Origin of the sequence: Pseudomonas cannabina (genome assembly GCF_900100365.1) — a bacterium.
In the GTDB taxonomy this organism is placed as follows: Bacteria; Pseudomonadota; Gammaproteobacteria; order Pseudomonadales; family Pseudomonadaceae; genus Aquipseudomonas; species Aquipseudomonas cannabina.
Genome location: NZ_FNKU01000001.1, coordinates 3,644,881 through 3,671,752, shown reverse-complemented (window position 1 = coordinate 3,671,752; position 26,872 = coordinate 3,644,881). Strand labels below are relative to the sequence as shown.

At 59.5% G+C, this 26,872-nt stretch carries 18 protein-coding genes and 1 pseudogene; 11 read left to right on the top strand and 8 right to left on the bottom strand.

Features of this window, described 5'->3' with window-relative positions:
- Positions 1-14: 14 nt before the first annotated feature.
- The 7 genes from BLT55_RS17260 to thiO are packed head-to-tail and all read left to right on the top strand — an operon-like array spanning position 15 to position 6,957.
- The gene (locus BLT55_RS17260) at positions 15-482 is read left to right on the top strand and encodes a GspH/FimT family pseudopilin (RefSeq protein WP_007253462.1); all 468 of its coding nucleotides are present in this window, start codon (positions 15-17) and stop codon (positions 480-482) included.
- Positions 482-997, top strand: coding sequence for a type IV pilus modification protein PilV (gene pilV, locus BLT55_RS17255; protein WP_054998711.1), 516 nt, complete (start codon positions 482-484; stop codon positions 995-997). Before BLT55_RS17260 ends, pilV begins: the two co-directional genes overlap by 1 nt.
- Positions 994-1,701 (top strand): PilW family protein, encoded by a 708-nt coding sequence (locus tag BLT55_RS17250; protein ID WP_054998710.1) that lies wholly within the window; start codon positions 994-996, stop codon positions 1,699-1,701. The genes pilV and BLT55_RS17250 overlap by 4 nt, the downstream gene beginning before the upstream one ends.
- 11 nt (positions 1,702-1,712) lie before the next feature.
- Positions 1,713-2,231 (top strand): pilus assembly PilX family protein, encoded by a 519-nt coding sequence (locus tag BLT55_RS17245; RefSeq protein WP_054998709.1) that lies wholly within the window; start codon positions 1,713-1,715, stop codon positions 2,229-2,231.
- Positions 2,218-5,400 (top strand): pilus assembly protein, encoded by a 3,183-nt coding sequence (locus BLT55_RS17240; RefSeq protein WP_054998708.1) that lies wholly within the window; start codon positions 2,218-2,220, stop codon positions 5,398-5,400. The genes BLT55_RS17245 and BLT55_RS17240 overlap by 14 nt, the downstream gene beginning before the upstream one ends.
- 11 nt (positions 5,401-5,411) lie before the next feature.
- A complete protein-coding gene (locus BLT55_RS17235) occupies positions 5,412-5,813 on the top strand; it encodes a type IV pilin protein (protein WP_054998707.1) in 402 nt (133 codons plus the stop codon).
- 40 nt (positions 5,814-5,853) lie between these two features.
- Complete coding sequence (thiO, locus tag BLT55_RS17230; RefSeq protein WP_054998706.1) at positions 5,854-6,957, top strand: glycine oxidase ThiO; 1,104 nt, start codon at positions 5,854-5,856, stop codon at positions 6,955-6,957.
- A gap of 6 nt (positions 6,958-6,963) precedes the next feature.
- Here thiO and BLT55_RS17225 read toward each other — a convergent pair whose 3' ends face one another.
- The 8 genes and pseudogenes from BLT55_RS17225 to katG form a co-directional block, all read right to left on the bottom strand.
- Positions 6,964-10,005 carry an efflux RND transporter permease subunit gene (locus tag BLT55_RS17225; protein ID WP_054998705.1) on the bottom strand — a complete coding sequence of 1,014 codons (3,042 nt, stop codon included), beginning with the start codon at positions 10,003-10,005 and terminating at the stop codon, positions 6,964-6,966.
- On the bottom strand, positions 10,002-11,117 hold the full coding sequence (locus BLT55_RS17220; RefSeq protein ID WP_054998704.1) for an efflux RND transporter periplasmic adaptor subunit: 1,116 nt from the start codon (positions 11,115-11,117) through the stop codon (positions 10,002-10,004). The genes BLT55_RS17225 and BLT55_RS17220 overlap by 4 nt, the downstream gene beginning before the upstream one ends.
- Before the next feature lie 81 nt (positions 11,118-11,198).
- A complete protein-coding gene (locus tag BLT55_RS17215; RefSeq protein WP_054998703.1) occupies positions 11,199-11,816 on the bottom strand; it encodes a TetR/AcrR family transcriptional regulator in 618 nt (205 codons plus the stop codon).
- A 360-nt stretch (positions 11,817-12,176) separates the two neighbouring features.
- Positions 12,177-13,517, bottom strand: coding sequence for a sigma-54-dependent transcriptional regulator (locus tag BLT55_RS17210; RefSeq protein WP_054998702.1), 1,341 nt, complete (start codon positions 13,515-13,517; stop codon positions 12,177-12,179).
- A 2-nt stretch (positions 13,518-13,519) separates the two neighbouring features.
- Positions 13,520-15,120, bottom strand: a pseudogene (locus tag BLT55_RS17205) (sensor histidine kinase).
- On the bottom strand, positions 15,110-15,349 hold the full coding sequence (locus tag BLT55_RS17200) for a PP0621 family protein (RefSeq protein ID WP_054998717.1): 240 nt from the start codon (positions 15,347-15,349) through the stop codon (positions 15,110-15,112). Before BLT55_RS17200 ends, BLT55_RS17205 begins: the two are co-directional and overlap by 11 nt.
- A 201-nt stretch (positions 15,350-15,550) precedes the next feature.
- Positions 15,551-16,975, bottom strand: a complete 1,425-nt coding sequence (locus tag BLT55_RS17195) for an IS1182-like element ISPsy6 family transposase (protein ID WP_055001182.1) — start codon at positions 16,973-16,975, stop codon at positions 15,551-15,553.
- Positions 16,976-17,096: 121 nt separating this feature from the next.
- Entirely contained in the window at positions 17,097-19,367 is a 2,271-nt protein-coding gene (gene katG, locus BLT55_RS17190) for a catalase/peroxidase HPI (RefSeq protein ID WP_074800696.1), read from the bottom strand.
- A gap of 526 nt (positions 19,368-19,893) precedes the next feature.
- Between katG and BLT55_RS17185 the strand changes: the two genes are divergently transcribed.
- The 4 genes from BLT55_RS17185 to BLT55_RS17170 all read left to right on the top strand — a co-directional run bounded on the left by BLT55_RS17185 (position 19,894) and on the right by BLT55_RS17170 (position 26,852).
- The gene (locus BLT55_RS17185; protein ID WP_083379498.1) at positions 19,894-21,084 is read left to right on the top strand and encodes a serine hydrolase domain-containing protein; all 1,191 of its coding nucleotides are present in this window, start codon (positions 19,894-19,896) and stop codon (positions 21,082-21,084) included.
- A gap of 222 nt (positions 21,085-21,306) precedes the next feature.
- Complete coding sequence (locus BLT55_RS17180; protein WP_054999640.1) at positions 21,307-22,467, top strand: acyltransferase family protein; 1,161 nt, start codon at positions 21,307-21,309, stop codon at positions 22,465-22,467.
- A gap of 27 nt (positions 22,468-22,494) precedes the next feature.
- Positions 22,495-23,670 (top strand): efflux RND transporter periplasmic adaptor subunit, encoded by a 1,176-nt coding sequence (locus BLT55_RS17175; protein ID WP_174518607.1) that lies wholly within the window; start codon positions 22,495-22,497, stop codon positions 23,668-23,670.
- The gene (locus tag BLT55_RS17170; RefSeq protein ID WP_054999641.1) at positions 23,667-26,852 is read left to right on the top strand and encodes an efflux RND transporter permease subunit; all 3,186 of its coding nucleotides are present in this window, start codon (positions 23,667-23,669) and stop codon (positions 26,850-26,852) included. The genes BLT55_RS17175 and BLT55_RS17170 overlap by 4 nt, the downstream gene beginning before the upstream one ends.
- Positions 26,853-26,872: the final 20 nt, after the last annotated feature.

The following is a 26,872-nucleotide window of genomic DNA, read 5'->3' as shown; positions in this document are numbered from 1 at the left end:
CTAGGAGACACTCAATGCGTCATATAGCCAAGGGATTCAGCCTCATCGAATTGTTAGTCACTGTGTCCCTGGTGGGTATCCTGGCGGCTATCGCTATCCCGAATTTCACCAGTTCCATCCAGAGCAACAAGGCCGATACCGAAGTCAGCGATTTGCAGCGCGCGCTCAACTATGCACGACTTGAGGCGATAAACAGGGGAGTGACGGTGCGCATTGCGCCGACCAGCGGGACGGCATGGACCAGTGAGTTGCAGGTGTATCTTGCTTCTGATGCCAACAAGAAAGCACTTCGTACTGTGGCTGCAATGAGCAGCGGGGCAGCGTTGGTGACGGCCCCTAATGCAGCAGCACTTGATTTCAACAACCTTGGGGGACTTATTGCCCCGGCTTCGGCGGTCATCATGACCTACACCCGGGGCAGCACGACCAAAACCGTCAATATCTGTCTGACCGGACGGATCGTCCTTGGTGGAAGCTGCTGATGCTGTATAGAACCCGACATCGCCAGACCGGCATGACCCTGATCGAGGTACTGGTCTCGGTCTTGATCCTTGCCATTGGCTTGCTGGGAGCCGCCGCCATTCAGCTCAACGCGCTCAAATACACCGACAGCTCGACCATGAGCAGCCAGGCCAGCTTCATTGCCTACGACATGATGGACCGCATACGCGCCAATGTTGATGGCAATGCGAGTGCCAACGGTACCAAGAATGTGCTGGCGTCCTATGCGTTGGCGAATCTGGATGCCGCGCAAGCTGCCAACCTGAACGATGCCAGGGTGCAGGATCTGTTTGATTTCAAGACCAATATCACTAATTTTGCAGGCGCCAGCGGCACGGCCAGCATTGTGATCAGCGATTTTACGTTAGTGACCATTACCATTGGCTGGAGCGACACCCGCGCCGCCGGTGCGAGCAATCAGGCAACAGGAGGCGCGACGGGCACTCCGCCACCCCGGAGCTTCGTTCTGGCCTCGCGCATCGGGCTCACCCCATGAACAAATTTTCCAGAGGCTTCGGGCTGGTTGAAATCATGGTGGCGCTGGTACTGGGGCTGGTCGTGAGCTTGGGTATCATCCAGATTTTCACCGCCTCCAGATGCACATTTCAGAGCCAGAACGCTGCCGCGCGCATGCAGGAAGATGCCCGTTTTCTGTTGAGCAAGCTGGTGCAGGAAATCAGGATGACCGGGATGTATGGCTGCCTGAGTTTCAAAGACTATATGCCCGTTTCGCCAGCAATCACCTGGCCCGCAGCGGCACTGGATAATCCGATCCTCTGGGATAACGCGAACAATAGACTGACGCTGGTAACCGCAGATATCGGCACCACTGGAGGGTCGCCGACCTGGACAGTCATTTCGGATTGCAAAATGACCACTCAGTTATACGCCGGCACGCGGGCCCCGGCTGCCGGGCAAACCGCTTTTCCTTTGCGGCAACTGGTTTACACACTGAATGGCACAGCCTTGAATATTCAGGCCACCACGGCAGGGAAGTCTGAACCGCTGCTGCAGAACGTGTCCGGGCTTGAGCTCTTTTTTGGTATGGCGGGCAACCCGATGACGTACACCCAGACCATTACCACCGCCAACTCTGGCGATATACGCAGTGTTCGCATCCTCTTGACGCTACGGGATCCGGACGGGCGCGTTCAGGACCAGCGGTACAGTGTCGTCGCCTACTTGCGTAACCGCTTTTGAACGGGCCAAACATGAACAAGACCGTGCGCCTTAATATGACCCGGACCTTTCCCGCAAAGCAGCGCGGCATGGTGTTGCTGGTGAGTCTGGTGTTTCTGCTGCTGTTGACGCTGCTGGGTATTTCGTCGATGCAAAACGCCACGTTGCAGGAAAAGATGGCGGGCAGAGTCATGGTTCGTAACCAATCCTTCCAGATGGCTGAAGCGGCGTTGCGTATCGGTGAGTCCGCAATCAAAAACGTTGGCTTCTCAATGGAAGTGTGTAATTCCCTGGTCAATTGCGCGCCACCTACCGACTTCAATGCGGTACAAGGCAAAGGCCCAGGCAGTGCCGGTGTAACCTGGGTGGCGGTAGAGGGAGGGGGCGTATACGCTATTCAGAATCTGGGCAATACGATAACGCCGATCAAGCTGCCTTCCGTCTGTTCAGGTACAAGTACCGTGACGCTTTATCGGATTACAGCCGTTGCTCCCGTTTCCAGTCAGACCGCCCCGCGCACAGTGCTGGAGAGTATGTATGTCAACTGCTAAGCGGCTGTTCAGGTATTTCTACGGCGCATTATTGGCGCTGTACCTGACGACGCCGGTGTATGCATTCACTCCCGCGCAGGCGCCACTGCTCAGTGCATCGGCAGTACCGCCCAATTTGATGTTGCTCGTGGACAACTCCGGGAGCATGTACAACATCATCTGGGCGTCGGGGTTTGATCCAACGATTAAACGGTCGGATATCAGTTACTTTTCAACGCAGTGCTTAAGCGGTCTGATAACTGTATTTTGCCCATTCGTGAGCACCATCTCGGGGGATGAAACGCTATCGCTGGGCGATATAAACGGTACCAATATCATCACGTTGTCGTTGCGGTGCCCGTTTGGCGGCCGTCCGGTGTTTCGCGATAACATTCAGTTTTGCCTTGCCTTGCCGGATCCTGCTGGAGGCGGGCTGACGCGCTACACGGCCAATTACCTGTCTTACTTGATCGATCAGGTCGGGCCCAATTTCTTCGGAGTTCGCAGTTACCTCAACGGTGTCATCCCTAACGATTTCCGCATGAATGTCGCGAAAACTGTAGCGACCACGCTGGTGACCAACAACACGTCGCTCAGGATCGGACTCGCCACGTTCAACGAGCCGAATAACGTCGACCTCGGCCCTGGCGGCAGGATCGCAAGAGTGGTCACCGACCTGTCACCGGTGGCCGCGACCGTATACCAGCCCAACGGCGTTACTCAGGCGCAGGCCACTGCCAATATCAACGCCCTGAGGCAGGCCATTGCCAATCTGAACCCGACAGCCAACACCCCCCTGGCTGAAACCTACTATGAGATCACGCGCTATTTCCGTGGCATTGCACCGTTCTATCAAGGCGGTTCTAATTATGTGAGTCCGATTCAATACCGTTGCCAGAAAAACTACGGCGTTGTGGTCACTGATGGCTTGCCGACCTACGATCGGACCTTTCCGACCAACGACCCTGACGATGTTCTGGATACCACCCGCTCGCTACCCAACTGGGATCTCAATGCGGCCAACGACGGTAATGACCTTTTTGGTGATGGCGAAGGCGACAGGCTGTATCTGGACGATCTGGCCAAGTTCGCCTATGACATTGACTTGCGTAGAGACGCCGTTAATGCGGGCGGTGATCTGACCCGGAAAAGTTGGGATAACGCGGGTTTCACCAAGCAAAACCTGAGTACGTACACCATTGGTTTCACAGCGGCGAACCAAATGCTGATTGATACAGCAGACGATAATCATGGGCATGGCAAGTATTTCCAGACCAACGACAGTGCCGGTTTGAACACCGCGCTGAACCTTGCGTTAAGTGATATTTATGCCAGGACTGGATCGGGCGGCGGTGCGTCAGCAAGTTCTCCTTATTTGAGCACAGGTACACTTTTTTTTCGGACGCTGTATGACCCGACGGACTGGCACGGTACTGTCGATGCTTTCAACGTGGACCCCGTCACCGGGGATGCGGGTACAGTTGCCTGGTCTACGGACACAACGATATTGGCGAACTCTACCCCCGCGCCGACCTACGAAACCTGGAACACGTTATCGTCTGCGACCATTGCGCTGAATTTCACCGCCCTGTCTCCTGCCCAGCAAACTGCCTTCACCGCGACGCTGCCTAATGGCGTAAACGGTACGCAAATGATCGCCTGGGCCAAAGGCACTGCAAATACAGCGTTACGAACTCGCACGCGGTTGCTGGGCGACCTGATCAATACCAATCTTGTGGTCACCAGCCCGTCGGAAAGAACGTCTACCGATTACGGCACCGGCACGTCGTATTCTGATTATCTGGTTACCAAAGCCAGCAAAATGAACTCAAGCCTGCTGGTCAACGCCAACGACGGTTTCTTTAACGTGATCACGCCCGCGACGGGCCAGCGCACGTACGCCTATATGCCGTCGACGGCATTGAGTTCGCTGGCGACTATTGCCGCGAGCAACTACGGAACGGCGGTGCATAAATTTACAGTCGATGGGCAGATAGCGGTATTCGATACTCAGAACGGCAGCAACGCTACATGGCGCACCGTCGCTGCGAGCGGCTTGGGTGCAGGCGGCAAGGCGTTCTTTGCTATCAGGCTGTTCGAGGGCACAACCAATAGCGTGGGCGCTCTCTGGGAAGTCAAAGCGCCAGACACTTCTGACACCAACAACAGATTCAATAATCTGGGGTACAGCTATTCCAGGCCCGAGGCAGCCCGAATGGATAACGGCGTTGGCGTCGTTGTGGTCGGTAATGGCTACGGGAGCTTTACCGGAAGGGCGTCTCTTTTTGTGCTGAATGCCTCGACGGGAGCCGTGATCGCTGAAATTCCGACTCCAGTTATCGGTAGCGAAACGGACAACGGGCTGTCCTCGGTAAAGTTGCGCGTGAACTCGCGCAATGTACTGCAGGCAGCCTACGCAGGCGACTTGAAAGGGCGCATGTGGAAGTTTGACCTGAGCTCGACGGATCCCAGCGGCTGGAAGGTGGCCTTCAACGGTTCGCCGCTGTTCACTGCGCCACGAGGTGCGGGCCAGCCGATTACCGTGCAGCCCGTGATGTTCGATCATCCGCTTAATGGAAAGATCATCTATTTTGGGACCGGAAAGTTTCTTGAGACGGCCGACAAGCAGACCAACGCGTTACAGGATTTCTATGCCATCTGGGATGCTGATAACGGAGTAGGTGGCATTGTGGAAAATAATTTGCAGGCTCAGCAAGTTGTCGCCAGCATCGATGCGACGGGAGGCTCCTTTTCTACCACCTCGTCGAACACCGTGGACTGGGCCAGTAAGAAAGGCTGGTATTTGCCGCTCTCTACAGTTGACCCCTTGATAGGTGAACGAATCATCTTTCCTGCACAATTCATCCGGGGGCGAATTGCGTTCGCTACAGCAGCGGTAACCTCCACCGATCCTTGTGAAAGCACAGGCACCGGTCGCACGTTTCAGCTGGATCCGGCAACGGGCAAGATGCTGACTTACCGCTTTATCGACACCAACGGCGATGGTGAAATCAACGCCAGCGATCTGCTGGTGTCCGGCATCGGTTTCGGTGCGGGCATTCCAAGCCTGGCGTCGGTTGTCTCTTCGTCTTCCAATGCCGTGACCTACATAACGGACAGCAAAGGAAATATCTTTAATTACAGAGAGCCTACTGCCTTCCAGCGCGTCATGTGGCGACAAATCCAATAGGGAAACGAATCATGCGAACGATATCCAGGGGCTTTACATTGATCGAACTCATGATCGTTGTGGCGATTGTCGGTATTCTGGCCGCCGTCGCGTACCCCAGCTACACCGAGTATGTGAAGCGTACGCAGCGTTCGGCCATTGCCAGCCTGCTGTCTGAGCAGACGCAGGCGCTGGAGCGTTTTTATTCGCAGAATGGAGGCTACGCGGCTTACAAAGGTGTGGCTGCTGGCAATACCTACTACAAAATCACTCCGGCCCTCAACGCCACTGACTTCACCCTGACCGCAGACCCCATCGCAGGCACAATGATGGCGGGCGACAAGTGCGGCAGCTTCGTGATTACAAGCACCGGTGCGCGCACCAACACTGGGACCACCGGTGGCGTCACGGCCAAAGACTGTTGGGGCCGCTGAAGCCGTTTCTTTGTTCTGAGACCAAGGTTCTGAGACCAAGATGTCCAAGCAAAAAGTAGTCATCGTCGGCGGTGGAGTAATCGGTCTGCTGACCGCCTTCAATCTCGCCTCTGAACAGGTCAACGTCGTCGTGCTTGATCGCTCCGACGTCGGGCAAGAGTCTTCCTGGGCCGGTGGCGGAATTGTGTCGCCGCTTTACCCGTGGCGCTACAGCCCGGCGGTCACCGCGCTGGCGCACTGGTCGCAGGACTTCTATCCGCACCTTGGCGAGCGTTTATATGCGCAAACCGGTGTCGACCCCGAAGTTCATACCACCGGCCTGTACTGGCTCGACCTTGATGATGAAAGCGCCGCGCTGGAGTGGGCTGCCCGCGAGAAGCGGTCACTGAGCAGCGTCGATATCTCGGCTGTGCATGACGCCGTGCCGGCGCTGGGTGAAGGGTATGCTCGGGCGATCTACATGGCCAACGTGGCCAATGTGCGCAACCCCCGGCTGGTCAAATCGCTCAAGGCTGCGTTGCTGGCGATGCCCACTGTCGAGATTCGCGAGCAGTGCGAAGTCAGCGGCTTTGTGCGTGAGGGCCACAGGGTTTCAGGCGTGAACACGTCATCAGGCGTGATAACCGGTGACCGGGTAATTCTCACCGCTGGCGCCTGGAGCGGCGAACTGCTCAAGACCCTCGGTCTGGACCTGCCAGTCGAACCGGTGAAAGGGCAGATGATCCTCTACAAGTGCGCATCGGATTTTCTGTCGAGTATGGTCCTGGCGAAAGGACGCTACGCGATCCCGCGTCGTGACGGGCACATCCTGATCGGCAGCACGCTGGAACACGAAAGGTTCGACAAGACCACCACGCAGGCAGCGCTGGAAAGTCTGAAAGCGTCGGCCATCGAATTGCTCCCTCAACTGGCCAGCGCCGAACCCATCGCCCAGTGGGCAGGGTTGCGCCCAGGTTCTCCCGAGGGCATTCCCTTCATCGGCCCGCTCGCCGGTTTCGACGGACTGTGGCTCAACTGCGGTCACTACCGCAACGGCCTGGTGCTGGCCCCCGCGTCATGCCAGTTGCTCACCGACTTGCTGTTGAATCGCGCGCCGATCATTGACCCAACGCCGTATGCTCCGGCAGGTCGGCTGCATGTTTGACCGTATTCATGCAGGTTGCACCTTTGCAGCCCGGTCGCTGCCATCTGGCCTGATTTTGAACCAGATCGAATACATCGCTGGCAGGAACACCAGGGTCAGCACTGTGCCGGCGAAGGTGCCGCCGATCAGTGTGTAGGCGAGCGTGCCCCAGAATACCGAATGGGTCAGCGGGATGAACGCCAGAATGGCCGCCAGCGCCGTCAGTATCACAGGCCGGGCGCGCTGCACGGTCGCCTCGACCACCGCTTGAAACGGATCGAGCCCTTCTTGTTCGTTATGGTGGATCTGGCCGATCAGAATCAGCGTGTTGCGCATCAGAATGCCGGACAGTGCAATCAGCCCGACCAGCGCGTTGATGCCGAACGGCTGCTGAAACAGAATCAGCGTAGGCACCACGCCGATGAGCCCCAGCGGGCTGGTCAGGAATACCATGACCATGGCCGATATCGAACGCACCTGCAGAATGATGATAATCAGCGTAATCGCCAGCATGATGGGGAACAGCGGCAACATGGCGTCCATCGCCTTGCCGGACTCTTCGATTGAGCCCGCCTGCTCGATCCGGTAACCGCTGGGCAACTTGTCGATGACGGGCTGTAGTTGCCGGGTGATCGCGGTCGACACATCGGGTGGTTGCAGGCCGTCGGCGATGTCACCGCGCACCGTGATAGTCGGTACGCGGTCACGCCGGCGCATCACCGGCTCTTCCATGCGTACATCGACACTGCCCACTTGCGACAGCGGAATGCGCTGTCCGTCGGCACCGGCGAGGGTGAAGTCCATGATTTTCGCCGGATCGAGGCGCGTGTCGCCGGCCGAGCGAGCGATCACCTGCACCGTGCGAATGTCCTCGCGCACCGCCGTCACCGGCAGACCCGTCAGAAGAAATTGCAATTGTTGCGCGACCTGGCTGGAACTCAGGCCGATGGCCTGCATGCGGTCCTGTTGCAGGGTGAAATGCAGGGTTGGCGTGCGCGTGCCCCAGTCTGTGTTGACCGTGCGCATCATCGGGCTGGCAGTCATGATCTGTTGCACCTGCGAGGCAATGTGGCGCAGCATGTCCGGGTCATGCCCGGTGACACGGTACGCAACCGGGAACGGCGAATAGGGGCCGAACACCAGTTGCGTGACACGCACCCGCGCCTCGGCCGCCAAGCCCTCGGAAATCGCCTGGCTCAACCGGTGTTTCAGCGTGTCGCGTTGTTCCTCGCTGTCAGTGCGGACCACGATCTTGGCAAATGAAGGGTCAGGCAATTCCGGGCCCATCGCCATGTAGAAGCGCGGCGCGCCCTGGCCGATGTAAGCGGTGACGATGCTGGCTTCAGGCTGCTCGGCCAGCCAGTTTTCCACTTTTGTGGCGGCGGCACTGGTTTGCGCGATGGAGGTGCCGTAAGGCATCTGCACTTCGACCAGCACTTCCGGGCGATCAGACACCGGGAAAAACTGTTTCTTGACCAGCCCCATGCCCAGCACGGCCAGCACAAAAAGCCCGATGACTGACCCGGCGACCAGCCATTTGCCAGCGATGACCCGGGCCAGAATCCGGCGAAAACGGTTGTAGCGTGGTGTGTCGTAAAGCGCTGCATGCCCGCCTTCGACCTGCTTCACCTCAGGCAGCAGTTTCACGCCCAGGTACGGCGTGAAAAACACGGCGACCACCCACGAGGCAATCAACGCGATGCCCACGATCCAGAACATGTTGCTGGTGTATTCCCCCGCAGTGGAGCGCGCGAAGCCGTTGGGCATGAAGCCGACGGCAGTAACCAGCGTGCCGGACAGCATGGGCGCGGCCGTGTGGCTCCAGGCGTAGGCAGATGCGGCGATGCGGTCGTAGCCTTCTTCCATCTTCACCACCATCATTTCGATGGCGATGATCGCGTCGTCGACCAGCAGCCCGAGGGCCAGGATCAGCGAGCCCAAGGTGATGCGGTCAAAGTTCTTGCCGCTCATGGCCATGATCACGAAGACCATCGCCAGGGTCAGCGGCACCGCGGCGGCGACCACCACGCCAACCCGCCAGCCCATGCTGATGAAGCACACCAGCATGACCACCAGCAGGGCGACGAAGAATTTGATCATGAACTCGTCGACCGATGAGCTGATGTTGACGGCCTGATCGGTGACTTTGTTCAGGCTCATGCCCAGTGGCAGTTCGGCGTTGATCGCGCCGACTTCTTGGTCCAGCGCCGTGCCCAGGTCCAGCCCGTTCCAGCCGTCGCGCATGACGATGCCCAGCAGCAACGCGGGTTCACCGCCGCTGCGAATAATGAAGGTCGCCGGATCTTCGTAACCGCGTTTGACCGTGGCGCGAATCTTCTGCAACTCATCGAACGCCCCGTCCAGGCGGATGAACACCTGCGGACCATGGGTTTCGACCGAACCTGCGGCCGTCAAAGCATTCTGGTTATTCAATGCGGTGAACACGTCTTGGGGGCTGATCCCCAGCGTGGCCAGTCGCTCGTGGGAAAACTCGACGTAAATCCGTTCGGGCTGCTCGCCTACGATATTGACCTTCTTCACGCCTGACACATGCAGCAAGCGTTGGCGCAGGGTTTCGGCGTCCCGCACCAGCACGCGCTGCGGCTCGCCTTTGGCCTTGAGTGCGAACAGCGCAAAAGTGACGTCGGAATATTCGTCGTTGACCATCGGCCCGATAACCCCGGACGGAAGTGTCATCGCCTCGTCACTGATTTTTTTGCGCGCCTGGTAAAACTCATCCGGGACTTGCGAGGGCGGTGTGCTGTCGAGCAGGGTCAGGGTCGTGAACGCCATGCCTGGTCGTGTGTAGGTTTCGGTGCGGTCGTACCAGCGCAGTTCCTGAAGGCGCTTTTCGATCTTTTCCGCGACCTGGTCCTGCATCTCCTGCGCGGTCGCGCCCGGCCAGACCGACACCACGGTCATCACCTTGACCGTGAAGGCCGGGTCTTCCGCGCGACCCAGTTTGAAAAACGCAGTGATGCCGGCCAGTGAAATCAGGCAGATCAGAAACAGCGTAATCGAGCGCTCGCGCACGGCCAGCGCCGATAGGTTGAAACGATCGCCACTCATGGCTGCACGCTCTCTGCCACGCTGACCGCTGCTGGAGCGCTCACTCGTACTGGCTGGGCTTCATGCAGCAGGTGCGCACCGAGGGCGACGATTGGCGCGCCGGGTCTGAGTGGCGTGCTGATTCGGGCGTACTCGTCATCAAGGTGCCGGACGGTCACTGGCGTCCAGTAAACCTGTGTCGGATCGCCCTTGATTGCCCAGATGCCTGGCCCTTTGCCCGCGTCATACAGGGCACTGATCGGCACCTGCAACACGTTCTGTTCGACCGCGTCTGCACTGGGTATCTTCACGGTGATGGTGGTGCCCAGCGGCGCATTTGCCATCTCGCCCTCCAGCACATAACGCGCTTCAAAGGTGCGGGTCTGGCGGTCCGCAACGTCCGACAGCTGTCGCAGCCGCGTTGTCGCGTCAAGGTTCTGGTTGCCGAACAGCGTGGCCTGGGCGGTGGAGCCTATGCGCGGGCGAAGGTTTTCCGGGAGCTGAACGACCGCTTCACGAGGCCCGGCATGGGCGACGCGTACCACCACTTGCCCGGCGCTCACCACCTGGCCGGGTTCGGCGAGAGTTTCCATGACGATACCGTCGGCATCTGCCACGAGGTCTGCGTAACGGGTCGCATTGACAGCGACTTCCGCCTGCGCTTCGGCGGCGCTGAGGCGAGCTTTGGCCGAATCGGCTGCGGCTTTGATCTGGTCGTAGTTCGAAGCCGATATCGCGCCGCTGCTGCGCAGGTTGCGATAGCGCAGCTCTTCATCCGCTGTCTGCTTTGCCTGTGCTCTGGCAGCGGTCACCGCTTCGCGCTGCGCCTGGGCAGCCAGTTTCAAGTCGGCAGGATCGATGCGCATCAGCGGCTGGCCGCGTTTGACGGGTTGTCCGGCGTCGACGAAGCGTTCCAGTACCTTGCCGGCAACCCGAAAACCCAGGTCGCTTTGCACGCGCGCCGCCACTGTTCCAGTGAAGGCGCGAGGTGCCATGCTGGCTTCTTTGAGGATCGCAACACGCACCAATGGCGATTCGGTGCGTGGGTCCGATTGCGTTTTCTCGCTGCAGGCGGTCAGCACGACCGGTAGAGCACAGGCGAAAGTGAGCAGGGCGAGGCGGTGCCGGAGCATGGGAATCTCAACGTGCAGTGATCGATGACTGCACTTTGATTCTAGTGACTAAATTAGTCAATGGTCACAGCGAATTGTTTTTCACGGCGACAGGCTGCGCAGCACCAGGCTGGATAACTGACTCGGTCCCTCGTCGGTATGATCGAAGCCGTGTTGCAGAAGCAGCGGGTTGATGTAAGGACGCATTACCAGATAGATCGCCATGACGGTTTCATCAAGGGGCGTCTTGCGCTCGAAGTCGCCGCTCTGCCGACCCTCCTGCAGAATGTCCTGGAGCATGGTTTTGAGGTGTTCCTCGTAAATCAACGTCGCCTGCCAGCGTTCGGTCGCTGCCGATGTGGCAATCTCGTACAGCTTGCGGTCCTGTGAAAACAGACGAATGCTGGCTTCAACGACTGATTTGAACATGCGTCGCAGCTTTTCAGGAGGGCTGCCCGCGTCGTTGACCGCTGTCCGGACCTCAGCCTCGATTTCGCGCAGGCAGTTGGCGCAGATCATCTCGCCGATGGCCTGCTTGGACTCGAAAAACTTGTAGATATACGCCTTGGAAAAACCGATTGCCCTGGCGAGATCGGACACGGTGGTCTTGCCATAACCGTACTGGCTGAAGTGCTCGGTGGCGGCAATCATGATCTGATCACGAATTTCATGGTCGACCGGGCCACGGCTTGCTGCGGGATTGCTGAGTGATTTGTTCATGCGGTGGAGCTTACTGGCATTGGGGTAAACGGACAATAAGTGACTTTTGCGGGATAGGGTCACGGTTATTGTGGCCTCAACGCTTGCTTCACCCAAGAGGATCGGACGCAGAGCGTCCAGAACGGCATGCCGACGCGGAGCGTCGCACGATAGTCGAGATTATCGTTACTCACGCTCCAGCGCTCATCGTACTAAGCACGTCCGCCTTTGATTCTGGTGGGAGCGGACTTGTCCGCGAAAGGGGCGGTACATTCTCCGAAAATGCATCGCTTGAAGTACGGTCTTCGCGAACAAGTTCGCTCCCACGAACTTGCGTATAAAGATGAGCGCAGAGCGCCGGCACGATAGTCACCCGTGGCGTCAATCCAGCCCCAGCTTTTTCAACCGATAGCGCAACGATCTGAACGACAAGCTGAGCCGTTCTGCGGCGGCGGTGCGGTTCCAGCGGGTTTCTTCGAGGGCTTGCAGGATCAGTTTGCGCTCGATGCTTTCCAGGTAATCTTCCAGATTGTCGATATCGGCCAGGTTTGCGCCGTGGTGTTTCTGCGTGCTGGAGCATTCGGCCAGACGCAGGTCGCTGGCGTGGATTTCGTCGTTTTCGCAGAGGGTGTAAGCGCGTTCCAGCATGTTTTCCAGTTCGCGCACGTTGCCGGGGAAGCGATAGTTTTTCAGGGTTTCCAGTGCCTGTGCATGCAAACGCGCAACCGGTTGCGCATCCTTGCCCGCCAGACGCTGCAGAACGCTGGCGGCCAGTTGGTCGATATCCTCACGGCGCTCGCGCAATGAAGGGACGCGCAGTTCGATCACGTTCAACCGGTAATACAAATCCTGACGGAAACGCCCGGCGGCCACTTCGGCGCTGAGGTCCTTGTGGGTGGCGCAGAGAATGCGCACGTCGACCACCTGTTCCTGCTGACCGCCGATGCTGCGAATAGATTTTTCCTGAATCGCCCGCAGCAGTTTTACCTGCATGGCCAGCGGCAGATCGGCGACCTCATCAAGAAACAACGTTCCGTTATGCGCCGCCTGAAACAGGCCCGGCTTGTCTTCATGGGCGCCACTGAAGCTGCCTTTGCGATGGCCGAAGAACTCGCTTTCCATCAATTCGGAAGGAATCGCCCCGCAATTGACTGGCACGAACGGCTTTTCACTCCGCGGCCCCTGCTCGTGGATCAAGCGCGCCACCAGTTCTTTGCCGCTGCCGGATTCACCGCTGATGTAGATCGGCGCCTGACTGCGCGCCAGCTTGCCGATCTGGGTACGCAACGTGCGCATCGGGGGCGAATCGCCGAGCAGGCGGCTGTCGATGCTGCGCACCGGTTGCACGCTGGAGGGCAGGCTCAGCGCGCTGTTGACCAGCTCGCGCAGACGGTTAAGGTCAACCGGCTTGGTCACGAAATCGAAGGCCCCGGCTTTTAGCGCATGAATCGCGGTGTCCAGGTTGCCATGCGCGGTGATCATTGCCACCGGCACTTGCGGATAACCGTGCTGGATGTGTTGCACCAGTTCAAGGCCGTTGCCGTCAGGCAGGCGCATGTCGGTCAGACACATATCGAACGGCTCGCGCGCCAGCCATTCATGCGCCTCGGCGACATTGCGGGCGCTGCGTGTGTCGAGCTTCATGCGCCCCAGGGTGATTTCCAGGAGTTCTCGAATATCCGGCTCATCGTCGACTATCAGGATTTTTTGCCGTTGGCTCATGCTCAGCTCGTTTTGAACGGGTGGGCGAAGGTAATGCGCAAACAACTGCCGCCGCCTGGCCGGGATGCATATTCCAGATGCGCCTGATTGCTTTCGCACAACTCACGGGAAAGGTATAGCCTCAGACCGGTGCCTTTGCTTTCAGTCGTGAAAAAGGGTTCGAAAATCTTGCTCAGGTGCTGTTCGCTGACGCCTGGCCCGTCGTCCAGCACTTCGAGAATGGGCAGGTCGCTTTTCCGGTCATGATGGAGTTTCAGCCAGACCTGCGCCAAGGAGTGATTCTGGTTGCTGTAGCGCAGGCCGTTCTGCACCAGATTGGTCACCACTTGTGTCAACTGTTCGGCGTCCATGCGCGTGGTGAGTGTGCCGGCTTGGATCTCCACGTGCAGCAACTGGTTGGGCAGGGCGGTATCGCGAAAGTCGGCGACAAATGCGTCCAGCCAGACTTTCAGGTCCAGCAGATCGGGTTGCGCCTCACGTCGCCGAGAGAGCTGCAAGACGTTTTCAATCACCCGGTCAATGCGCTGCGACTGATCGTGAATGATCTGCCCCAGACGCCGATCCGGCGCGCTGAGTGCTTCCGATTCGTTGAGCAACTGCGCAGCGTGGCTCACGGCACCCAGCGGGTTGCGTATTTCATGGGCGATGCCTGCGGTCAGACGGCCCAGTGCGGCGAGCTTGAGCTGTTGCGCCTGATTGGCGATTTGCGACAGATCTTCGAGAAAAATCAGCGTTTGGCGCTGATCGCCCCGATTGAGTGCGACGAAACTCGGTTGCAACTCCGGGCCGATGGCCGACGTACTGATGCTGCGTGGCTGCATGATCGGATTGATCAGCCATTGGCGCAGGCGATCGACCAACTGCGGCGAGTAAGCGTCGATCACCTGACCGACCAGCCGTTCGTGGCCCAGCAAAGCCAGCGCGCCCTGATTGGCCAGCAGCACCTGACGTCGAGCGTCCAGTACCAGAATGCCGGTGCGCATGCGTTGAAGAATCAGCGCGTTGAGTTCTTCCAGGCTGTCGACGTCCGCTGCGCGCTGTTCGGCAAGCACTTCGCTGGTCTGCATGCGCGCGGTCAACGCCTGCACCAGCAACGCAGCGGCGAAGCGGCGAAGCACAGCGCCCCCAGCGAACCTGCCTGCACGTAGTCGTTGGAGACTGAAGGCGTGCCGAAGCTGATGTAGAACGTCAGGTAAATGATGCCGATGGCAGATACGGCGGCGATCAACAAGCCGATACGGCCGCGTAGCAGTACGTTACTGATGGCGACCGAGGCGATCAGCAGGTTGCCGATGCCGCTGGACGGGCCGCCTGCCGCATAGAACAGGCCGGACAGCATGATCGCGTCGACCATCGCCAGGCTGAACAGGTGTGACTGACGGGTAGGGCGCTCGAGAAACACCACGACCAGAATGTTGAACACCAGGTACAGCCAGCAACCCGAGCGGAACAGGTTCGGGTTGGCCAGCTGCAACAGTTCGGTTTCCAGGCTACTGGAGATCAACAGGACCAGGACGACGCCGATGGTCAGGCGATAAAGGTGATACAGCCGCAGAATTCGTTGCGCCTGTGGGCTGGCAAGGTGGGGCGTCTCAGCGGTCACGTGCCGCTGGGCCTTCCAGCCGGTGGGCCTCGCTGCAATACCAGAGCTGGCCCTGACTCAACGCACGATCACGAGGAGAGTGAACGCCACAATGGGCGCAGCGGACCATTGGCGCCGCATCGATTTCCGGGGGCTGCGGGCGGGGCTTTGGCTTGGGAGGATTGATCAGGCGCTTGACGAACCAGATCACCGCCGCGATCAACGCGACCCACATTAATAGGCGAATCATGACTACCCGCTGAGTGATTGAAGATGGCGCAGTGTAGCCAAGCCGGGGGCAGGCGCACAGTGGCTGCGCCGCATAAATGTGATGCATGAAAAAAGAGGCCCGCCAGACTGTGTGAAAACACACTGATGAAGGCCCAAGCAAACGCCCCGACTTGTTCGGGGCGTTTTTTTTGTATTGGCAGCAGACGAAAAAAATGTCCGCTCAGCCCATCAAAGCCATCAGATGGCGCACACCGAGCACTTTAATCGCTCGTTTCAGGTTATAGGCATTCACCGCCAAGGCCATTTCAGCTTTTGTACCCTCCAGTTGTCGCAGCAAGAAACGGCCATTACCAAATAGCCATTGCTTGAGGTTGCCGAAGGGGTGCTCAACGATGGATCTTCGGTTGGCCATCATCTCAGGATGCGCCTGCATTCTTTGCTCCATCCGCTCGAAAGCCTCTTCATGGGCATGTCGTGAGACATAACGGCGCCGGGCTCGAGTGCATTGCGTTTTCAGCGCGCAGTTGGCGCAGTCATCGACCTCAGCCTGATAGATCCGATCACCTTTGTTGTGCTGTTTTAGCGTTAACCATTTGCCTGCCGGACACTGGAAACGATCGTGTCCGGTCTCATAGATAAAGTCTTTTCGCTCAAAGAGCTGCTCTTCCTGACTGCCAGGGTTTTTCGAACGATTGGGCGGTACATAGGCCGTAATCGAAGCATCCTCGCAGGCCTGAAACTGCTTGCCATTGGAGTAGCCGGCATCGGCAGTGACCGTCAGATCATCTTGCTGTAACTCTGCTTTGGCGGCCTTGGCCATCGGCTCCAGTTGCTTTCGGTCATCGCCATCTTGGGTGACCTCATGATGCAAAATCAGGCAATGCTCGGCGTCCACGACGGTTTGCACGTTGTAGGCCACACGTGGCCCTTTGGCCGTGCGCATCATTCGGGCATCGCTTTCATGGGTGTTGAACTGCTCGATGCCCATCGAACGCATCAGTGCCTGGCAACTCTGATTATCCTGTTGTCGAGCCTCAAGCTGTGCCAGGGCTACCTTGATTGCGCTGCGATCAATTGAATCTGTGGTTTCAGCCTTGTCGGCCTCATCCAGCTCGGCCAGATACTGAGCGATGCGCTTATCCAGTTTTTCTTCCTGGCGCTTGAGCTGCTTCAAATTCACATGACGCCGTGAGGATGCGACCGCCTGAAACTTGCTGCCGTCGATGGCCACCAACTCACCGGCGATCAAGCCTGCCGTGCGACAAAACCGAACGAAAGCACGGCAGGTCGCGATGAAGGCGGGTTTATTGTTCTTGCGAAAATCGGCGATGGTCTTGAAGTCGGGCTTGAGCCGGTTGATCAGCCACATCACTTCGATGTTGCGCTGACACTCGGCTTCAAGACGTCGCGATGAGCGAATCCGCTGAAAATAGCCGTAGAGGTAGAGTTTTAGCTGATCGGCGGGATCATAAGCAGGGCGCCCCGTGCTTTTTGGAATCGCTTTATCGAAGCCCAGTTGCACCAGATCGAGCCTGGCAACGTACAGGTCAATGACACGAACGAGGTGATCCTCGGGGATCAACTCTTCCAGCGAGACCGGGAATAGGCTGGTCTGGCTGCGGGACTCACCTTGGATGTAGGCCATAACGAAAAATGCTCTGTATCTTTCGATACGGAGCATTTTCTTTGAGCGCTGCGCAGATTGCTAGGTTTTCACACAGTCTGACAAGGGAGGCGTTTTTTACACTCGGTCCATCACCCAGCCATCAGGCGAGGTCGAAGCGGTCGAGGTTCATCACTTTGGTCCAGGCGGCCACGAAGTCTTTGACGAACTTCTCGTTCGCATCCGCGCTGCCGTAAACCTCGGAGATCGCACGCAGTTGCGCGTGTGAGCCGAAGACCAGATCGACCCGAGAGCCGGTCCATTTCACTTCGCCGGTCTTGCGGTCACGTGCTTCGAAGGTGTCGTTGGCACCCGAAGTCGCTTTCCACTCGACGCCCATGTCCAGCAGGTTCTTGAAGAAATCGTTGGTCAGCGCTTCCGGCTGGTGCGTGAACACGCCTTGTTTGCTGTGCCCGACGTTGGTGTTCAAGACCCGCATGCCGCCCAGCAGTACCGTCATTTCCGGTGCTGTCAGCGTCAGCAGTTGTGCCTTGTCGACCAGCAGCGATTCGGCCGACACCTTGTAATGGCCTTTCTGATAGTTACGGAAACCATCGGCAATCGGTTCAAGGAAGCTGAACGACTCGACATCGGTCTGTTCCTGCGACGCGTCGGCGCGACCCGGCGTGAACGGAACCGTGACCTGTTGCCCGGCGTTTTTAGCCGCTTGCTCGACGCCTGCACTGCCGGCCAGGACGATCAGATCTGCCAGGGAAATCTTCTTGCCGCCTGACTGCGCAGCGTTGAACTCGTTCTGAATACCTTCCAGCGTATTCAATACGTTCGCCAACTGCGCAGGCTGATTGACGGCCCAGTCCTTCTGCGGTGCAAGACGCAGGCGTCCACCGTTGGCACCGCCGCGCTTGTCGGAGCCGCGGAAAGTAGAAGCAGCTGCCCATGCAGTCGACACCAGTTGCGAGACCGACAGGCCCGAAGCGAGAATCTTCGCTTTGAGCGCGGCCACATCCTGATCATCCACCAGCGCATGATCGACGTCTGGAATCGGGTCTTGCCACAGCAACTCCTCGGCTGGCATTTCCGGGCCGAGGTAGCGGGCGAGCGGGCCCATGTCACGGTGAGTCAGCTTGAACCAGGCGCGGGCAAAGGCGTCAGCCAGTTGCTCGGGGTTGGCCAGGAAGCGGCGCGAGATCTGCTCGTAAGCCGGATCGAAACGCAGCGCCAGGTCAGACGTCAGCATGCTCGGTGCATGGCGTTTGCTCGGGTCGTGGGCATCCGGAATCTTGCCGGCGCCAGCGCCATTTTTCGGTGTCCACTGATGTGCGCCCGCCGGGCTCTTGGTCAGTTCCCAATCGAAGGCAAAGAGGTTTTCGAGGTACTCGTTGCTCCACTTGGTTGGCGTCGAGGTCCATGTCACTTCCACGCCGCTGGTGATGGTATCGGCACCTTTGCCGGTGCCGAAGGTGTTGCTCCAGCCAAAGCCTTGTTGCTCAAGGCCCGCGGCTTCCGGCTCCGGACCGACGTTGTCGGCCGGGCCTGCACCGTGTGTCTTGCCGAATGCGTGACCACCGGCGATCAGCGCCACGGTCTCTTCGTCATTCATGGCCATGCGGCCGAAGGTTTCACGAATATCCTTCGCCGATGCCACCGGGTCGGGAACACCTTCCGGGCCTTCCGGGTTTACGTAGATCAGGCCCATCTGCACGGCGGCGAGCGGGTTTTCCAGATTACGTTCGCCACTGGCGGTGCGGCTTTCTTCGTTGGCGTGATTCTCTGGCTCGGCCACCAGCGTGCCGTCGCCGGGCTGCTGCATTTTCTTCTGCGCGCCGTAGCGCTCTTCGCCACCCAGCCAGGTGGTTTCGGACCCCCAGTAAACGTCTTCCTCCGGTTCCCAGACATCAGGGCGACCACCGGAAAAACCGAAGGTCTTGAAGCCCATCGACTCCAGCGCAACGTTGCCGGTGAGCACGATCAGGTCAGCCCAGGAAATCTTGCGGCCGTACTTCTGCTTGACCGGCCAGATCAGGCGGCGGGCCTTGTCGAGGCTGACGTTGTCAGGCCAGCTGTTGAGCGGCGCAAAGCGCTGCTGGCCGGCACCGGCGCCGCCACGGCCGTCACCGGTGCGGTAGGTCCCGGCGCTGTGCCAGGCCATACGAATGAACAGCGGACCGTAATGACCGAAGTCGGCCGGCCACCAGTCCTGCGACTGAGTCATGACATCGCGCAGGTCCTGTTTGACCGCTTCGAAATCAAGGCTCTTGAACTCTTTGGCGTAGTCAAAACTCTCGCCCATCGGGTCCGACAGCGAGGAATGCTGATGCAGAATCTTCAGATTCAGCTGCTTGGGCCACCAGTCACGATTGGTGGTGCCGCCGCCGGCGGCGTGGTTGAAAGGACACTTCGATTCAGTTGACATGCTTGATACACCTTTTTGTCATTCCATCCGGCCGTTAAATCCGCTCTCGGAGCCCGGACCGCGATGAAGAACTCAGTAGCACAGGGTTCATACCGGCCGCTCGATCAGGGATCGGCCGACTCTATCAGTACGCCGCGAAGCGTCAATCAGATTGCTTCGCGGCCAGCCCACAACGTGCGCAGTAAGCTTGAGCTCATTCTTGTCTCCTTATCAGGCGAAACCACGCGGCCTCCGCCAGCGCATCCCTAGATTAGCCTTCCTGCCGGATATTTCTAATAGAAAGAACGTTGATGGGTGATAGGGATATTTTGGCAGGGACCCTGGTATCGGCGGCGGGGATGTATATCGATCGGTATTCAGGAGTGCGCCAAGTCGGCGAAACACTTGCGCCAGACGCATCGCTTCACTGCTTTGATTGCGGACAGAACAGTCCGTGGACCTCGGAATTCCAACCTCTGTTTCCCGGACGTGTGCGCCTCTACCATCGAGTCCAGCAGTTACAGCCATCACACTCTTGGGGTCAACCATGTCCGTCAAAGAACCATTTCGACAGTTACAGCCCGTTCGCACGTTCGAGCCCGCACTTTTGGGCGCGCGGATCGATGCGGTGCTCAAGCAGACCCTGAGTGATCAACGTCTGGTGGGCGCGGTGGTGCTGGTGGCGCAGGGTGGCGAGCTGATTTATCACCGCGCCGCCGGCTTGGCTGACCGCGAGGCCGAGCTGCCGATGCGTGAGGACGCTTTGTTTCGGCTGTCTTCGGTTTCCAAGCCGATCACTTCGGTGGCAGCGCTGGCGCTGATCGCTCAGGGCAGACTCGGGCTGGATGATGTGGTCAGCCACTGGCTGCCCTATTTCACGCCAACCCTCGCCGACGGCCAGCCAGCACCGATCACCGTGCGCCAGTTGCTCAGCCATACTGCCGGGCTGGGCTACGCGTTTCTCGAAAGCGATCAGGGCGGTCCTTATCTGGCCGAAGGGGTGTCGGATGGCCTGGATCACAATGACCTGACCCTGGAAGAAAACCTGCAACGCCTGAGCAAAGCACCGCTGCTTTACACGCCTGGCAGCGACTGGGGCTACTCGATTGCCACGGACGTGTTGGGCGGGGTGATCGCGGCCGTTACCGGCACCACGCTGGAGGCAGCGATAGACGAATTGATCGCCCAGCCTTTGGGGCTTCGTGAGTTGAGCTTCGGTACTACCGCTGCCGAGCGCCTGGTGCCGGCCTACATGAACGATGATCCGCAACCACGCCGCATGCGCGAGCTGGAAGTGGCGCCGGTATTTGAAGGCACCGCGGGTATCCGCTTGGCACCTTCGCGGGCGCTGGACACCAAGGCCTATCCTTCCGGCGGTTCGGGAATGGTGGGCACGGCGGGCGAGTTTCTGACACTGCTCGAAACCCTGCGCAGAGGCGGGGCGCCGCTATTGCCCAAGACGTTGGTCGACGAAATGGGCACCAGCCAGACCGGCAGCCTGGAACTGGCCAACTGGCCAGGACGCGGCTTCGGCCTGGGCTTCACCGTGCTCAAGGATCCGGAGGCCGCGCAAACCGTCGAATCGGTCGGCACCTGGCGCCTGGGCGGCGCCTACGGTCACTCCTGGTTTGTCGATCCGGCAGAACAACTGACCGTGGTGGCCTTCACCAATACCGCCTTTGAAGGCATGTTTGGCCAGTTCACCGTGGATTTGTGCAACGCCGTCTACGGCCAGTAACCAGCGGGGCCTTCTAGCAACATGAAATAAAGGCGGCGTATCTGGCGCGCCGCTGACAACAACGAACTCATCAGCCGTACCCCCTAGGGCCTTTAGCCCCTCGCACCATTGGCTGCATTAGCAGCCAGCGCCGTTAACGATTGTCGTGGTTTTTTTTGACAAGGAGCAAGCCCCGACGCTGCGGCGTCGGCCGGCATGCCATGACTGTTTGGGGATCGGGTAATGAATAAAGCAGCGTTCTATCATTCGCATGCGCACAGCAAACTGGACTCGCTGACCGGCATTCGGTTTTTCGCCGCCGCGATGGTCTTTATGTTTCATGCCTCACTGACGCGCATCATCGGTTTCAACCCTTATGCCGACAGCGGCGTCATCGAGGTTTTCCAGCGAACCTTCAGCGGTGGTGGCTGGTTCGGGGTGTCGTTTTTCTTCGTTCTCAGCGGTTTTGTGATCACCTGGTCGGCGCGCAAGGGCGACAGTCTGGTCGGCTTCTGGAAGCGCCGGTTGCTGAAGATCTACCCCAACCATCTCGTCACGTGGGCGCTGGCGATGCTGCTGTTCGCCGTACCTGCTGCCAGTGTCGCGATCTGGTTACCCAACCTGCTGTTGATCCATTCCTGGGTGCCGCAGATGGAGACCTTCCTCAGCGTCAACGGCCCCTCGTGGTCGTTGTGCTGCGAGCTGTTCTTCTACCTGCTGTTCCCTCTGGCGCTCAAAGGGATCTGGCGAATCGCCGAGAAACACCTGTGGTTCTGGGCTTGGGCGATGGTCGCGGGCCTGGCCCTGACGCAGTTCGCGATTCAGCACCTGGCGCCGGCCACGCCCTTTATCAAGGAATACCCGATCTCCCTGAGCCAGTGGTGGTGGGCTTACTACTTCCCTCCCGTGCGCATGTTCGAATTCGTACTGGGCATGCTGATGGCGCGAATTCTCATGGCCGGGCGCTGGATCAACCTGAGCGTGCCATGGGCTTGTGCACTGGTGGCCGTCAGCTACGTCGCGGCCATGTGGGCACCGTTTCTGTACAGCCTGACGCTGGTGACCCTGGTCCCGATCGCCGCCTTGATCACAGCGATTGCCGCAGCAGATTTGAGGGGCCATGACGGCCTGCTCAACCGCCGCTGGATGGTCTGGCTGGGGGAGATTTCCTTCGGTTTCTACATGATTCACCTGCTGATCATGACCTTGGCCAGGCAGTTACTGGGCGGGCGGTTGTTCGACAACGTCACGGCGACGCTGATTCTGGTGGCGACTCTGGGCTTGTCGATCCTCGGCGGCTGGTTGCTGTTCCACTTTGTCGAGCGCCCGGTCATGCAGCGCTGGGGTCGCAACGGCAAACCCAAGGCTGCGGGCAGGCTGGTCACGCCGGAAACGGCGTTGTGATTCACTTATCGACAAGGAAGTTGTGACATGCAATCGATCAAACCCAAGCGCCCGGTCGGCGCATACATGCTCGTGGCCGGCCTGGCCTGCGCCCTCGTCATCGCTGTGCTGGTCGTGCGCGGCGGGGCTGGGGCCACGGTGCAGGCCGAGGCTGCGCCGGTGGCGGCCGAAGTGGACGTTGCCATGGCGCTGTCGCAGTCGGTAACCGACTGGCAAAGCTACACCGGACGCCTTGAGGCGGTCGAGAAGGTGGTGATTCGGCCGCTGGTCTCCGGAACAATTGTGGCGGTGCACTTCAAAGATGGCGCCGTGGTCAAGCAAGGCGACCTGCTGTTTGAAATTGACCCGCGGCCCTATGCCGCCGCTGTCGACCAGGCTCAGGCCAGCCTCGCCGCCGCGAAGTCACGCGGCCTTTATACCGCCACCGACCTTGGGCGCGCCCAACGGCTGGTCAGTTTCAACGCCATCGCCCTGCGCGATGTGGACGAGAAACAAAACGCCGCCAGCGAAGCCGTGGCCAATGTGCGGCATGCCCAGGCGGTGCTTGACGATGCCCGTCTGAACCTGGCGCACACGCGCATCAGTGCGCCGGTCAGCGGGCGCATGTCACAGGCTTTGGTAACGGCCGGCAATATCGTCAGCGCCGGAGAGAACGCCGCGCCCTTGAGTACGCTGGTTTCGCTGTCGCCAATCTACGCCGCGTTCGATGTCGACGAGCCAACCTTCCTGCGCTACCTCAACCACGATCTGTCGAAAGCCGACGACGTACCGGTGATGCTGGGGCTGTCCAATGAAACGGATTATTCGCGTGGCGGCAAGCTGGCCTCGCTGGATAACCAGCTTGATCTGCAGTCGGCAACATTGCGCGTGCGTGCCAGCTTCGACAATGCCGACGGCCTGTTGAGGCCGGGCATGCTGGCGCGCATCAAGCTCGGCGGCGGGCCTGCGCGCCCTGCGGTGCTGATCAATGACAACGCTGTCGGTACTGATCAGGACAAGAAATTCGTGCTGGTGGTGACCGAGCATGATCAGGTCGAATACCGGCACGTGAGTCCCGGCAACCTGGTCGGCGACTTGCGCATCATCGACGCCGGCCTGGCACCTGGCGAGCGTGTGGTGATCAACGGCCTGCACCGCGCCAGGCCCGGCGACACGGTCAGACCGTTACTTGAACAGCGGGCGGATGCGGGGACAAGCCCATGAGCTTTTCACGTTTCTTCATCGACCGACCTGTTTTTGCCGGTGCCTTGTCGACCCTGATTCTGCTGGCCGGAATCGTCTCGCTGTTCCGCCTGTCGGTCTCGGAATACCCCGACGTCGTGCCGCCACTGATTGTGGTTAATGCGCAATACCCGGGCGCCAACCCGGCTGTGGTCGCGCAGACTGTGGCGGCGCCGCTGGAGGAGCAGATCAACGGGGTCGAGGGCATGCTGTACATGCAGTCCCAGGCCAACAGCGACGGCAACCTGACCCTCAGTGTCACGTTCAAGGTCGGCACCGACCCGGACAAGGCCCAGCAACTGGTGCAGAACCGGGTGTCCCAGGCCTTGCCACGGTTGCCGGAGGATGTGCGGCGCCTGGGCGTGGTGACGATGAAGTCATCGTCGACCCAGACACTGGCGATTCATCTGGTCTCGCCCGACGACCAGTACAACGCCACTTACCTGCGCAATTACGGCATCCTCAACATCAAGAATCAGCTGGAGCGTATTCCCGGTGTCGGCGAGGTGCGGATCTGGGGCGGCGGTGATTACGCGATGCGTATCTGGCTGGACCCGGAAAAAGTCGCGCAACGCGGCTTGAGCGCCAGCGACGTGGTGGCCGCCATTCGTGAGCAGAACGTGCAGGTCGCCGCCGGAGTGATCGGTGGTCAGCCCATGCGCACCAGCGTGGCTCAGCAGTTGTCGGTCAACACTCAGGGCCGATTGAAATCAGAGCAGGAGTTCGGCGACATCATCCTCAAGAGCTCGGACGCTGGCGCCGTGACCTTCTTGCGTGATGTGGCCCGCGTGGAACTGGCGGCCTCCGATTACGGGCTGCGCTCGCTGGTGGATGGCAAGCCTGCGGTGGGCTTCGGCATCTTTCAGATGGCAGGTGGCAACGCGCTGGCGATCTCCGATCAGGCGCGGGCAATCATGCAGCAGGCCAGGCAGGACATGCCCGGCGGGGTCGATTACACGATTGTCTTCGACCCGACCCGGTTCGTGCGATCGAGCATTGTCGCGGTGATCCACACGCTGCTCGAATCGACGCTGTTGGTGGTGCTGGTGGTGATTCTGTTCCTGCAGACCTGGCGCGCCTCGATCATTCCGCTGCTGGCTATGCCGGTGTCGATTATCGGCACGCTGTCGTTGATGCTGGCCTGTGGCTTTTCAATTAACGCCTTGTCGCTGTTCGGTATGGTGCTGGCCATTGGTATCGTCGTCGATGATGCCATCGTGGTGGTGGAAAACGTCGAGCGCAACATCGCCCTCGGGGCGAGCCCGAAGGCGGCGACGTACAAGGCGATGGACGAAGTCAGCAAGCCGATCATCGCCATTACCCTGACCCTCGCCAGTGTGTTCGTGCCATTGGCGTTCATGCCCGGGTTGACAGGGCAGTTCTACCAGCAATTCGCGCTGACCATCGCCATCTCGACCATTCTCTCGGCGTTCAACTCCCTGACCTTGTCGCCGGCGTTGTGTGCATTGCTGCTCAAACCCCACGACGCCCCGAAGGACCGGCTGAGCCGGATTCTGGATCGGGTGCTGGGGCCATTGTTCAACGGCTTCAACCGACTCTCGGCACGAGGCGAGCACGCTTACGGCAGCAAGCTGCGCCGGGTCATCCAGCGCAAAGGCATGACGCTGGGGCTGTATGCGGTATTGCTGGGGTTCACGGCCTGGCTCGGCAATGCGCTGCCCGGCGGGTTTGTACCGGCCCAGGACAAAGAGTTTCTCGTCGGCCTGGCGCAGTTGCCCAGCGGGGCTTCGCTGGATCGCACCGAGCAGGTCATCCAGCGCATGAACGACATTGCGCTCAAGCAACCGGGCGTTGCGCACACCCTGGAATTCCCCGGAATGTCGGTCAACGGCCTGATGAACTCATCGAGTGCGGGCATCATCTTTGTGATTCTCGAACCGTTTGCCAGCCGACAGGGTGCGCAGATGAGCGCGACCGATATCGCCGCGTCGCTGAACCAACAGTTTGCCGGCATCAAGGAGGCCTTCACCGGCGTGTTCCCGCCCCCACCGGTATTGGGGCTCGGCACCCTTGGCGGGTTCAAGTTGCAGTTCGAAGATCGCGGCGCGCTGGGTTTCGAAGCGCTCAATGACGCCGTGCGCGCTTTTCTCAAGGAAGCGGCGCAGGCACCTGAACTGGCGGCGAGCTTTTCCAGCTATCAGATCGATGTGCCGCAGTTGAAGGTCGATCTCGACCGGATCAAGGCCAAGCAGTCGAAGGTTGCCATGACCGATGTCTTCGACACGTTGCAGATTTACCTGGGCTCGCTCTACGTCAATGATTTCAACCTGCTGGGCCGCGTGTATCAGGTACGGGTGCAGGCCGACGCGCCTTTTCGCGCCCATGCCGATGACATCGCGCAACTGAAGACGCGTAACGCCGACGGCAGCATGGTGCCGCTCGCCAGCCTGGTGCAGGTCAAACCCACTTATGGGCCCGAGATGGTGGTGCGCTACAACGGCTATACCTCCGCCGACCTCAACGGCGGCCCGGCGCCAGGGTATTCGTCGGGCCAGGCTCAGGCGGCGGTGGAGCGTATCGCTGCGGCCACGCTGCCCAAAGGCATCAAGTTCGAATGGACCGAGTTGACCTACCAACAGATCATTTCCGGCGATTCCACTCTGTGGATCCTGCTGATCTGCATCCTGCTGGTGTATCTGGTGCTGGCTGCCCTGTACGAAAGCCTGCTGTTGCCAGTGGCCATCCTGCTGATTGTGCCGATGGGCATCATGTCCGCGTTGCTCGGGGTCTGGCTCACCGGGGGCGACAACAACATCTTTACCCAGATCGGCCTCATGGTGCTGGTCGGGCTGGCGAGCAAAAACGCGATCCTGATCGTCGAGTTCGCCCGCGAGCTGGAACACCAGGGCCGCAGCATTGTGCAGTCTGCCATCGAGGCCAGCCAGTTGCGCCTGCGCCCGATCCTGATGACGTCTATCGCTTTCATCATGGGCGTGGTGCCGCTGGTGCTGTCCACCGGTGCCGGCGCGGAAATGCGCTACGCCATGGGCATTGCCGTGTTCTTCGGCATGCTGGGGGTCACCCTGTTCGGGCTGTTGCTTACGCCGGTGTTCTATGTCGCGCTGCGGCTGCTCGCGACGCGAGGTGAACGTGCGCGAACGCCCGGATTTCCGCCCGGCATTGCGGACACACCTGTCCGTTAAGAACGGAACGATAGCCTGTT